This is a genomic window from Arenibacter troitsensis (assembly GCF_900177645.1).
GTDB lineage: Bacteria > Bacteroidota > Bacteroidia > Flavobacteriales > Flavobacteriaceae > Arenibacter > Arenibacter troitsensis.
In genome coordinates this window covers 742064-753920 of the sequence record NZ_FXAO01000001.1, presented here as the reverse complement: position 1 = coordinate 753920, position 11857 = coordinate 742064, and the positions used below count along the sequence as shown (strand labels likewise).

Genomic DNA, 11857 nt, shown 5'->3' with positions numbered 1-11857 from the left:
GCCATTGTAGATTCAACCTTTATCTCTATAACTTAAAAACACCTCAACCAAAAACAAATTATACAATTGTAAATACTTTTTTTGCCTAAAATGCAGAATTCTATACAATAATGCAGCAATTTAAATCATTTGAAAAGAAATTTATATAAACCCATAAAAAAATACGACCATGGACCAACATTACCTTATTCCAAGTTGGACCTTTTAAAATGGAAATGCACATGTTACAAATTCCTGAATTAAAGTGAGTGCTTCTGTTATGAAAGTTCCTAGTTTCTGCGGATAATATGCCTTACTAAATTCATGCGAATATGCGGTCAGGAGTAAAGGCCAAAGAATGCAATAACCCAGTTCTACACCTACCTGGTACTAAACCCTAAACAATATACCATAAGGCGCTGCAGATTCATAGTCGCACCTCTCCTCCCAACGTTCCATATTATTATAAAAAATGGCTAGCTATTAGAAGCAGGAATACGCTACCACTATGGCACCTATGCCCCATGTCCCCAAAGATGAAGCCCTTAAAATTGCTGGGTGGATCAACTCATTGAAGAAGTAAGCCTTCTAACATCCAATAAAAAAATAAAAGCGGCTCAGTAGTGATACTGAGTCGCTTTTTTGAAGTAAGGCTATTCTTTGATGTTCTGCCAAGTAATACTTCCATTTTCAATTCCGTTTATAAGCTCTGTAAAGCTTGCCAAAATTTCTTTGGCTTCACTTGAATTGGAGTGGTAACAACATAAGGCGGCCGCTTTTCTTTCAGCAATATTATCACTGGAAAAGAGTCGCTTCATGTCCTTTATAATTTTTTCGTTCATAAAATTACTCACTGGCCTCCAAAAACAGGGGTCAATTTCCCTTGATGCCGCCCAGCGCTCGTGGGCGTAATCGGAAATGATTCTCGCAAGTTCCTTGTTTCCTCTTTTTTCCACCTGTACAATCTCATTAAGGTTTTGCTGCATAAAAGCCGCCTTAAGGTACATCTGGTTCCACTGCTGTTCATTAAAGTAAAGTGCCGGGTAAGGATTATTCAAGGCAATAGCATCAAAAACGGTGGAGATATTGGTCCTTAGTGCCTCAACAGCCTGTACCTTATAATTTTCGGGGTGGGGCAACAACACCAAAAATTTGAGGAAGGTTTCCAGTTCACTCTTATCCGCCACTTCAATAATATTGGCCACCTTGGCCTTAAAAAAATCTTCCTTGGCTTCCAACACCTTGTAAAGCAAGTAAATTCTACCTATTTGCTGAAGGTTTGCATGTTGAATTTCCAAATAAGCCTTTAATTCCTTATCATCCAATACAAGCGACAGATCCTTTTCCGATCTTATTTTTGTAGGCACCAAGCTATAGGTCAGATATAGATCCTTTGTGGACTCAGATTCCACAATGCCTTCAATTTTAGACAACAACCATTGCTTATTTTCCTTATCCACATTATCTTCTAAAATTTTGAGAAGCTGGGCACCGATATTTTCAAATAACATATTACAATATATTTATCCCGTGTTAAACCATAAATTCAAATAAAACATATAGTAAGCCCATGCGCGATCCAAATTATCGCACCTTGCCTACAAAGAAGGCTTAAATATAAAACTATATCAGCATTAATTACCGCGGTTTATGGTATTCTTTCTATTTTTGAAATAGAAAATTGAGCTATGTTAGGTTTAAAGTTACCCACAGATCCAAGATGGGTCAATATTGTTGAAAAGAATATAGATGAAATATTAACAGATCATGCCTATTGTGAGCAAAAGGCAGCTAGCACGGCCATTTCCTTAATTGTGAGTTTTCCCGAATATACGGAACTTACCCAAGAAATGATAGCCTTGTCCAGAGAGGAAATGGGACATTTTAAAATGGTACACGACCGTATATTGGCCCGTGGCAAAACATTGGGAAGGGACAGAAAGGACGACTATGTAATAGCCCTATTGAAGTTTTTTCCAAAAGGAGGCAGCAGAACCACGCAGTTGGTGCATCGTTTATTATATGCGGCATTAATCGAAGCCCGCAGCTGTGAGCGTTTTAGACTGCTATCAGAACAATTACAGGATAAAGAACTGGCAGATTTTTACCATAAACTTATGATCAGTGAGGCGGGGCATTACACCATGTTTTTAAACTTCGCTCGCAAATATGGCGACCGTAAGGAGGTAGATAAGAAATGGGACGCTCTACTAACCTATGAAGCATCCATCATGAAAGATTTAGGCAATACAGAAACCGTGCACGGCTAAACTTTATTCCCACTAAAAAGGACCTATATAACCGCCACAGGGACCAAAAATTTATTAGTCTTTGTTATAGTACAGGGTTTTAATAATCCCGTCCGACAATCCTATTTTGGGTACATGAATTTTTTTGGCTCCTATCCACTTTGCCGAGGAAACAAAAATTTGGGTAGCAGGAATAATAACGTCGGCCCTATCAGGATTCAGTCCCAATTCTGATACCCTTTCCTCAAAAGTCAAGCTTTTAAGAAAATGATATTGCGCCCTTAACCAAATATAGGACAAGGACTCCCCTTCCTTTCGGCCCGACATTTTATGCAGTTTATTAATATTTCCCCCAGAACCAATGATCGAGAGATTGGGCAATCCCTTAACGTGTTTCTTAAGCCAAAGTTCCAGTTGGTCCCACATAGAGTCGTCTACCATACCATTCAGTAACCGAACGGTTCCAATCTTAAAGGATTCCGAAATTTTTATTTTCCCTTCGGAAAAGACCGTGAACTCCGTACTACCACCGCCCACATCTATATAAAGATAAGCTTCATCCTTTCTTATTAAATTCTTAAGGTCTGTAGAGGCTATAATGGAAGCCTCCCTTTCCCCGTCTATCAGTTGAATATGTACCCCTGAAGCCTCTAAGATATTATCGATGACCAGCGGCCCATTATCTGCCTCCCTCATAGCCGATGTAGCACAGGCCATATATTTTTCAACCCCATGCACTTCCATCAAGAGCTGAAAGGCCTTCATCGCATTCAACAAACGCTCTTCATTACGCTTGGAAATAGTCCCATTTTTAAACACATCCTCCCCAAGCCTTATGGGCAATCTTACCAAGGCGCTTTTCCTAAATAGGGTATCTTTCCCCTCTTCTTCAATTACGTTATGGGTAAGTAAACGTATAGCGTTGGAGCCAATATCTATGGCGGCGTATTTCCTTACTTTCAAAGTTGCTGTTCTTTATTTAGGAATTCAATTTATTAAGGTAATAATCATAGGTGGCGAATTGTGAACGCACTTTGGGATTATTGTTCTTTCTGTAGGCATTATCGTGCCTTTCAGAAAACATCCTGGCCTTCACGTTATCCTTCCAAGAAATATCGAAAGTATCCAGAAGCTCCTGTTTAACGTCAGCATCATAAATAGGCACACCAACTTCTACACGGTAATCCAAATTTCTGGTCATCCAATCGGCCGAGGAAATATATACCTTGGAATTACCATCGTTTCCAAAAATGAAGACCCTTGGATGCTCCAAAAATTTATCTACAATACTAATAGCCTCTATATTCTCACTCATCCCCTTAACACCTGGCACCAAACAGCAAATACCCCTGATAATAAGCTGAATTTTTACTCCCGCCCTGCTGGCTTCATACAGTTTATCTACCATTTTATAGGAGGTAAAGCTGTTCATTTTTATCTTAATATAGGCTTCTTTGCCCGCTTTGGCATTTTGAATTTCCTTATCGATCAACTTCTTGAACACATTTTTGGTGTAGTGGGGAGAAACTATCAGATGTTTGTATTTATTGATCTTATAGGTAGTCTCAAAGAAATCGAAAACCTTGTTCAATTCCTTCAATACCCCATCATGTGCCGTGAACAAGGTATAATCCGTATAGATACGGGCCGTTGATTCATTGAAATTTCCGGTACTAATAAACCCATAGCGTTTAATATGCGCTCCTTCTTCCCGTTCTACAAGACATATTTTGCTATGCACTTTTAAACCGCGTACACCGAATATAAGCTTCACCCCTTCCGCCTGTAATTGTTCCGCATATTCAATATTGGCCTGCTCGTCGAACCTAGCCTGCAATTCTATCTGCACCGTAACGTGCTTTCCATTTTTTACAGCATTGATCAAGGATGCCGCCACCTGGGAGTTATCTGCCAATCTATAGACCGTAATCTTGATATTTCTTACCTTGGGATCTAGGGCAGCTTCCCTTAAAAACTTAATGATATAAGAAAAAGTCTGGTATGGGGTATACTGCAGGAAATCCTTTTCGGCAACCCGCTCAAAAAGGCTGCCTTCCAATGATATTCCTTTTATGGGCAATGGGGATATCTTATCGTACATTAGATCATTTCTGCCCAAACTTGGAAAGCCCATATAGTCTCGCCTATTGTGATATCTACCTCCCGGAATTACACTGTCCGTATCCTCAATGTCCATCTTGTCCTTTAGGAAATCGAGGGTATCCTTACCAATACTTTTATCGTACACAAAACGCACGGGATCACTTATTTTCCGATGCTCTACACTTGATGATATCTTTTCAATAAAACTCTTGCTCAGGTCATTGTCCATGTCCAGCTCGGCATCACGGGTAATTTTGATCATATGGGCCGATATGGATTCATAGTCGAACATATTAAAAATACTCCCCAGGCAATACCTTATAAGATCATCGAGAATGATGATATAGTTTTTATCGCCTTCCTTGGGCAACACCACAAATCGATCTATACCTTTAGGGATTTCTATAAGAGCGTATCGTTTTTCCTTAAAATTGGATTTGCTATCGGGCTGTTTCTTTAAGATCAATTTTACCGCCAGATAGGCCGCTGTATCCTTCAGCATAGGGAAGCCGGCCAAGTCGTTCAAAATTATGGTCATTAAGACCGGACTGACCTTTTCAATAAAATAATTTTTAATAAAGGCACATTGGGATTCCGTTATTTTTTTTTCATTGATCAAAAAAATATTCTGGGTTTCCAATTCCTTTTCAATATCGCTAAGTATTTTTAAGCTTTTGGTCTGCTGCTTAATAACGATTTCGGTAATTTCCTCAAGTAGATCCTTTGCGGTTTCCCCTCCCAGAACACTTTTCCCGGTTCTGCCTGCTTCTACAATTCTTTTAACCGTTGCATACCTTACCTTAAAAAATTCGTCCAAATTATTGGAAAATATCCCCAAAAATCGGAGTCGCTCTATTAAAGGAACATTCTTGTCCGCACTTTCCTGTAAAACCCTCTCATTAAAACTTAACCAACTAATTTCTCTATTTATATATTGATTTTTACTCTTGATCATTCTTATAATTGTTTTGGAAAAAGTGTCTGTGCGGTAATTCCTTTTGTTACGGCACTCCAATCGTTTGTGTCAAATTTTAATTGTACCAATCCACTAGTGGGAACATTGTCAATATACATGTTTCCTAGAGAATTGGCAATATGCGTAAAGGCTTCATTGTGTCCAAAAATAACTACCGTATCCTTGTCATTGTTCAATCCTTTTATAAAGCGGTATACATCCTCACCGGAAAAATCATAAAGTTCATTGGACAGTTCAAATTTTGTAAAGGGAAAGTTTATGGCTCTTAAAAAAATCATTGCCGTATGCAAAGCCCTATTGGCAGGACTGGAATAAGCTGCATCAATAGGTATTGAATTGGATAAAAATTCCTTGGCCACCTTATTAACATCCTTGATACCCCTCTCCATTAAGGGCCTATCCCTATCCGAAACATTATATTCCCAGGACGATTTTCCGTGCCTTACCAATATTAGCGTTTTCATACGTTTAAAACATTTTAATCCATTTCAATAAAAGAAAACCAAAAATTGATGGCGTTAATAATTGTTCATTACCTTTTCCACATATTGATTCATACAGCCCCATTACCATTCTTATCCAATGCGCTATCCAAGCCTCACGGGGCCAACCTTTCAATTTTCCAATCGTAATTGGCCTGCAGGCTGTAACGTATCCTATCATGCAATCTATTGGGACGTCCTTGCCAGAATTCAATGGACACAGGCCTTACCATAAATCCGCCCCAGTATTTGGGACGAACTATCTCCTTATTTTCATATTCCTTCTCCAAATCCTTTAATTTCTTCTCCAGATATTCCCTATTCGGGACCACCTCGCTCTGTTTGGATACTATTGCACCCAGTTTACTGCCATCGGGTCGCGATTCAAAATAGCCATCAGATAAATTTTCAGCTATTTTCTCGGCCCTACCCTTAATTATGATCTGCCTTTCCATATTGGGCCAAAAAAAAGAAATGCAAACATTGGGGTTTTGGGTTATGGCCCTTCCTTTTTCACTTTCGTAATTAGTATAAAAAATAAAACCTTCATAGGTATACTTTTTCAGCAATACCACCCTATTCTTTGGAAACCCGTCCAAGCCAATGGTAGAGACCGTCATGGCATTGGGTTCATCCACCCCATCCGATGCCTCGACCTCATAGAACCATTTTTGAAATAACTCCATAGGGTTATCCGAAATAACTTCTTCTGAAAGCGAGCTTTTTTCATAGGATTTCCTGTAATTCCCTAGGTCTTTTTGCATAAGTACTCTTGGATATTATTAGCGCGAAAAGTTACTATACAAAATTGCACAAAACAAACTGAAACACGAAAACTAAGTGTAGTTTTTTTAATCTCCAAAAACCGAAGGAAGCCCTATGTAGCATCAATCCCAAAAGTTAAGTGCGAATTTGAAAAGGTAAGGATGAACTATCCATGGATTCGTGTCCTGCTCATTTTTTTACATCGCCCATAAAACACCAAATCAATTATAAACTTCTTTAAATCAACACACTTTACCTCTGCCACAAAATTATTGGGATTTCTCTGGACTAAAGATCAAACTCCTTACCATCGTCCGCAAGTTCCACATTTGAAAATATGGTCTTGGCCTCTTCCTTAAACAGGTCCAAAGATTGATATCTAGTGGAAAAATGTCCCAATATCAACATCCCTACATTGGCTTCTTTGGCAATGGTAGCGGCCTCTTTGGCGGTTGCATGTTTTGTTTTCGGGGCCAATCTTTTTTCGGTCTCCAAGAACGTAGCCTCATGGTATAACACGTCTACATTCTGTATCCAAGGAATAATTCTTTTGGAAAAGGCCGTGTCACTACAAAACGCATAACTTTTGGGAGCTGGAGGGTCAAACGTCAACAAGGCATTGGGGATAACCGTATTATTATCCAAAACAATGTCCTTGCCGCTCTTAATATTCTGAAAATAGCACTTGTCTATTTTGTATTTGGCCACGGCTTTAACATTCAATTTTCGCTCTGCCAGTTGTTCCCTAATCAGAAAACCATTGGTATATACCCTGTGTTCCAATGGAATTGTGGTAATGGACACCTTATCATCCCCATAAATCCTTTCGGGCTCCGTTGAAGTCAATTCGTGAAAAACAAGGGGGTAATTGGTCCATGAATCCCCTAATTTGAGAAATAGGGTAATCGCTTCCTTAATTCCTTTTGGACCATAAACATGCAATTCATTTGTTCTGCCCAATAACCTAAAAGTAGATATCAACCCCGGCAATCCAAAAAAATGGTCCCCGTGCAAATGTGATATCAAAATATGATTGATTCGGGAAAACTTAATCTTGCTCTTGCGCAATTGCACCTGTGTCCCTTCTCCACAGTCTATCAAAAACAATTGATTCTTAATCTCTAATACTTGTGATGTAGGATTGTTCAAAGATCTTGGTGTTGCTGCATAACAACCCAATACGGTTAGTTTCATAAAAATGAAATATTGAAAGTGGAAAATGGAAGATCATTCCCTTATTATATTTTAAAGACCCCTAATGGACAATAACAACCCAATAAATGTGGCCGCCCATTTAATTACGATCTTTCTTCCACTATCACTTATAAATTATATATACTTAAAGTTCCAAGTCCCTTTCAATCTCCTCCATTTCTATAATATCCTTTGCCTCTTGAATCGTAGGCACCACACAAATACTATCCGGAACCTCATCATAGGATACTTTTCCGGTTACCAAAACGAAAGATTTTTTGGTTTTTCGATGGGCATCGGAGAGTTCCAAAAATTCCAAAACATCATTGGAAGTCAGTTTGGAAAATGAAAAAAGATTTACAATAATATGATCGTTCTTAATCTTAGGATACACATCCTTAAAATTGGCAAGAAACTTGCTTAATGAGATATTTTCTTGAAGAACCGTAGTTACATTCCCTTCTTTATCCAAAATCATAGACCTATTATTTAATTTTTGACGCCAATAAATAAATCACTGCCATACGTATGGCTACCCCATTTTCTACCTGGTTCAATATAATGGATTGTTTGGAATCCGCTACATCACTGGTTATTTCCACTCCACGGTTAATGGGACCCGGGTGCATTATTACAATTTCCTTGTCCAAACTGTTCAACAAGGCCTTATTTACCCCAAATTGCTGGGTGTACTCCCTTGTTGTAGGAAAGTAACTAATATCCAACCGTTCATTCTGAATACGCAGCATATTGGCTACATCGCACCAATTCAGCGCTTTTCGCAAATTGGTTTCTACGGTGACGCCCAAAGACTCTATATGTTTGGGCAGCAATGTTTTGGGCCCACAGACCTTCACGTTGGCACCCTGTAATTGCAGGGCAAAAATATTGGAAAGTGCCACTCTTGAATGAAGAATATCCCCCACGATGACCACATTTTTTCCCGCTACGTCTCCCAATTTTTCCCTAATGGAATAGGAGTCCAACAAGGCTTGGGTGGGATGTTCATGGGCGCCATCACCGGCATTGACAATAGACGCTTTTACATGCTTGGAAAGAAATATTCCAGCTCCAGGATTGGGATGGCGCATTACCACCATATCCACCTTCATGGAAAGAATGTTATTGACCGTATCTATCAAGGTCTCCCCTTTTTTGACCGAAGACTGTGCTGCTGAGAAGTTAACAACATCTGCGGACAACCTCTTTTCCGCCAACTCAAAGGAAAGTCGTGTACGTGTACTGTTTTCAAAAAATATATTGGCTATGGTAATATCTCGTAGGGAAGGAACTTTTTTGATGGATCGGTTAATCACCTCCTTAAAGTGATCTGCAGTTTCAAAAATGAGCTGAATATCCGATTCTTTCAGATACTTGATTCCCAACAAGTGTTTTACACTTAATTCGCCCATACCTATGTCTTTACTAAATATATTACATCCTCCCCATCATTTTCCTCCCACATTACCTTAACTTTTTCACCATTTATAGCATCTACTTGCCGCCCCCTATAATTGGGCTGAATAGGCAAATGCCTACTAAAACGCCTATCGATCAATGTCAACAATTCTATTTCCAACGGCCTTCCAAAAGACTGTATGGCCGTTAAGGCTGCCCTTATACTTCTACCGGTATAAAGAACATCATCCACAAAGACCACTTTCTTATCCTCTACAAGAAAATCAATTTTGGTCTTATTGGCTTCCAAAGTCTTATCACCTCTCCTAAAATCATCACGATAGAATGTGATGTCCAAAAATCCCAAATCGATGTTTTTCACCCCATAATCCTCTTTAAGGATCTTGGCCAGGCGGGAAGCCAAAAATATTCCCCTAGGTTGTATCCCTATAAGAACGGTATTTTTAAAATCGAGATGGTTTTCTAATAATTGACAGGCCAGGCGATGCAGGATAATATTTATTTCTTTGGAAGAAAGTAATACTTTTTGACTCATAGATGATTTGGCCAATGCTTTTGAACTACAAAAGTAGGGATTTCTATTTAATATTGGCGCCGTAAAGACAAAAGACCACAACTTAACAGAAATAAGTATTTTAACTGGCACATAATTCCTTGAGAACCCACGGGTTGCAATTTATGTAACCTTCCGGGCACGGATAACCCCGTAATTAAACTACTCCCTATTTCTACTTTATACAGCATGGAAATTTCAAATTTTTAGAACAAAAAAAAAGCCCTGACAAATGTCAGGGCTTCCTTATACAAATAATCTAAAAGCTTACTTCTTTTTCTTGTCGTTAGCTTCCATTTTATCTTTCAATGCTTGCAATGCTTCATTGGCATCACCTATAGTAGGTTTAGCTTCATCAGCAGAGGCTGCAGCTTTCTTAACGGCAGCTTTTACATTGCGTTGTTCCTCTTCCCTAAAGATAGCGGTGTGGCTAGCTACAACTCTTTTGAATTCTTTATTGAATTCAATGATCTTGAACTCGGCCTCTTCACCTTTTACCAATTTCTTGCCATCTTCTTTTTCCAAATGACGTGATGGTACGAAGGCAACGATATCCTCGTTAAATTCTATGGTTGCTCCTTTATCCACTATTTCAGAGATAGTTCCTTTGTGAACTGTATCCAATGCAAATTCAGTTTCGTACTTATCCCAAGGATTTTCTGTAGTCTGCTTGTGTCCTAAACTTAGTTTACGACCTTCAACATCCAATTCCAATACCTCAACTTCCAAAGTATCACCTACGGTTACAAACTCGGATGGATGCTTAATTTTCTTGGTCCAAGAAAGATCGGAAATGTATATCAACCCGTCTATTCCTTCTTCCAATTCAACAAACACACCAAAATTGGTGAAATTACGAACTATACCTTTATGCTTGGATCCAACAGGATATTTGCTAGTAATGTCGGTCCATGGATCCGGAGTTAATTGCTTAATTCCAAGAGACATTTTACGGTCTTCCCTATCCAAGGTCAATACAACAGCCTCTACCTCGTCACCAACTTTTACGAAATCCTGAGCGGAACGTAAATGCGTAGACCAAGACATTTCAGAAACGTGGATCAATCCTTCAACACCTTCTGCAACTTCGATAAATGCACCGTAGTCGGCAATAACCACTACCTTACCTTTCACTTTGTCTCCAATTTTAATGTCTTCGCTAAGAGCATCCCAAGGATGTTTCTCCAATTGCTTAAGACCTAACTGGATTCTAGATTTGTTCTCATCAAAGTCAAGGATAACAACGTTTAATTTCTGATCCAATTCCACCACTTCATTTGGATGGTTGATCCTGCTCCAAGACAGGTCGGTAATGTGTACCAATCCATCTACGCCACCAAGATCAATAAAGACACCGTAAGAAGTAATGTTTTTAACAACACCTTCAAGAACCTGTCCTTTTTCCAATTGACCGATGATTTCTTTTTTCTGCTCTTCGATATCGGCCTCGATCAACGCCTTATGCGATACAACTACGTTTTTGAATTCGTGGTTTATCTTAACCACTTTAAATTCCATAGTCTTATTTACATATTGATCGTAATCACGGATTGGCTTAACATCTATTTGTGAACCTGGCAAGAACGCCTCAATTCCAAAAACATCGACGATCATACCACCTTTAGTTCTGCATTTTACAAAACCACTAACAATCTCTTCTTTGTCATGAGCCGCATTTACACGATCCCAAGCCATAATAGTTCTTGCCTTTCTGTGTGAAAGTACCAACTGTCCACTTTTATCCTCGCGGATATCGATCAACACCTCTACCTTATCTCCAACCTTAAGGTCAGGATTGTATCGGAATTCGTTCAGTGAAATAACCCCTTCAGATTTGGCATTGATATCAATAATCGCCTCACGTTCCGTAAGGTACACTACTGTTCCCTGTACTACTTCTTCATCTGCAGTATCTACAAAGTTTTCAGCGACCAAGTTTTCAAATTCCTTTAATTTGGAATCATCAACGCGCTCTATTCCTTGCTCGTACTTGTCCCAATCAAAATTTTCCAAAAACTCTTTTGGATCCTGCGCTTGGGCTTCTACTTTTGTTTCTTGTGTAGCCTCGGTAGTTTCTTCTACCTCAACTGTTGTTTTTTCTTCAGCCATTTGCTGATTATTAATTTGTATTCCATGG

Annotated in this window: 11 protein-coding genes; 1 reads left to right on the top strand and 10 read right to left on the bottom strand. The window is 39.0% G+C overall.

Annotation, left to right across the window (positions count from 1 at the left end):
• Positions 1–632: 632 nt before the first annotated feature.
• Positions 633–1490 (bottom strand): EboA domain-containing protein, encoded by an 858-nt coding sequence (locus tag B9Y87_RS03060; protein WP_085496027.1) that lies wholly within the window; start codon positions 1488–1490, stop codon positions 633–635.
• Positions 1491–1667: 177 nt separating this feature from the next.
• Between B9Y87_RS03060 and miaE the strand changes: the two genes are divergently transcribed.
• Entirely contained in the window at positions 1668–2249 is a 582-nt protein-coding gene (gene miaE, locus B9Y87_RS03055; RefSeq protein ID WP_072862427.1) for a MiaE family protein, read from the top strand.
• A gap of 54 nt (positions 2250–2303) precedes the next feature.
• Here the strand turns inward: miaE and B9Y87_RS03050 are convergent, their stop codons facing one another.
• The 9 genes from B9Y87_RS03050 to rpsA all read right to left on the bottom strand — a co-directional run bounded on the left by B9Y87_RS03050 (position 2304) and on the right by rpsA (position 11829).
• Positions 2304–3191, bottom strand: a complete 888-nt coding sequence (locus B9Y87_RS03050; protein WP_085496024.1) for a Ppx/GppA phosphatase family protein — start codon at positions 3189–3191, stop codon at positions 2304–2306.
• Positions 3192–3207: 16 nt separating this feature from the next.
• A complete protein-coding gene (ppk1, locus tag B9Y87_RS03045; protein ID WP_085496022.1) occupies positions 3208–5286 on the bottom strand; it encodes a polyphosphate kinase 1 in 2079 nt (692 codons plus the stop codon).
• Between the two features lie 2 nt (positions 5287–5288).
• Complete coding sequence (locus tag B9Y87_RS03040) at positions 5289–5771, bottom strand: SixA phosphatase family protein (RefSeq protein WP_085496020.1); 483 nt, start codon at positions 5769–5771, stop codon at positions 5289–5291.
• A gap of 134 nt (positions 5772–5905) precedes the next feature.
• Complete coding sequence (gene pdxH / locus B9Y87_RS03035; RefSeq protein WP_085496018.1) at positions 5906–6553, bottom strand: pyridoxamine 5'-phosphate oxidase; 648 nt, start codon at positions 6551–6553, stop codon at positions 5906–5908.
• Between the two features lie 289 nt (positions 6554–6842).
• On the bottom strand, positions 6843–7748 hold the full coding sequence (locus B9Y87_RS03030) for a ribonuclease Z (RefSeq protein WP_085496016.1): 906 nt from the start codon (positions 7746–7748) through the stop codon (positions 6843–6845).
• A gap of 145 nt (positions 7749–7893) precedes the next feature.
• Positions 7894–8226: a ribonuclease Z gene (locus B9Y87_RS03025; protein WP_085496014.1), complete on the bottom strand. Its 333-nt coding sequence runs from the start codon at positions 8224–8226 to the stop codon at positions 7894–7896.
• A gap of 7 nt (positions 8227–8233) precedes the next feature.
• Positions 8234–9160, bottom strand: a complete 927-nt coding sequence (locus B9Y87_RS03020) for an aspartate carbamoyltransferase catalytic subunit (RefSeq protein ID WP_031442959.1) — start codon at positions 9158–9160, stop codon at positions 8234–8236.
• A gap of 2 nt (positions 9161–9162) precedes the next feature.
• A complete protein-coding gene (gene pyrR / locus B9Y87_RS03015; RefSeq protein ID WP_085496012.1) occupies positions 9163–9702 on the bottom strand; it encodes a bifunctional pyr operon transcriptional regulator/uracil phosphoribosyltransferase PyrR in 540 nt (179 codons plus the stop codon).
• 285 nt (positions 9703–9987) lie between these two features.
• On the bottom strand, positions 9988–11829 hold the full coding sequence (rpsA, locus tag B9Y87_RS03010; RefSeq protein WP_085496010.1) for a 30S ribosomal protein S1: 1842 nt from the start codon (positions 11827–11829) through the stop codon (positions 9988–9990).
• Positions 11830–11857 lie beyond the last annotated feature (28 nt).

What these genes read in the sequence shown, in the direction of transcription:
- B9Y87_RS03060 (WP_085496027.1), bottom strand. Translation starts at nt 1,490, where the DNA reads ATGTTATTTGAAAATATCGGTGCCCAGCTTCTCAAAATTTTAGAAGAT.
- miaE (WP_072862427.1), top strand. Translation starts at nt 1,668, where the DNA reads ATGTTAGGTTTAAAGTTACCCACAGATCCAAGATGGGTCAATATTGTT.
- ppk1 (WP_085496022.1), bottom strand. Translation starts at nt 5,286, where the DNA reads ATGATCAAGAGTAAAAATCAATATATAAATAGAGAAATTAGTTGGTTA.
- B9Y87_RS03040 (WP_085496020.1), bottom strand. Translation starts at nt 5,771, where the DNA reads ATGAAAACGCTAATATTGGTAAGGCACGGAAAATCGTCCTGGGAATAT.
- pdxH (WP_085496018.1), bottom strand. Translation starts at nt 6,553, where the DNA reads ATGCAAAAAGACCTAGGGAATTACAGGAAATCCTATGAAAAAAGCTCG.
- B9Y87_RS03030 (WP_085496016.1), bottom strand. Translation starts at nt 7,748, where the DNA reads ATGAAACTAACCGTATTGGGTTGTTATGCAGCAACACCAAGATCTTTG.
- B9Y87_RS03025 (WP_085496014.1), bottom strand. Translation starts at nt 8,226, where the DNA reads ATGATTTTGGATAAAGAAGGGAATGTAACTACGGTTCTTCAAGAAAAT.
- B9Y87_RS03020 (WP_031442959.1), bottom strand. Translation starts at nt 9,160, where the DNA reads ATGGGCGAATTAAGTGTAAAACACTTGTTGGGAATCAAGTATCTGAAA.
- pyrR (WP_085496012.1), bottom strand. Translation starts at nt 9,702, where the DNA reads ATGAGTCAAAAAGTATTACTTTCTTCCAAAGAAATAAATATTATCCTG.
- rpsA (WP_085496010.1), bottom strand. Translation starts at nt 11,829, where the DNA reads ATGGCTGAAGAAAAAACAACAGTTGAGGTAGAAGAAACTACCGAGGCT.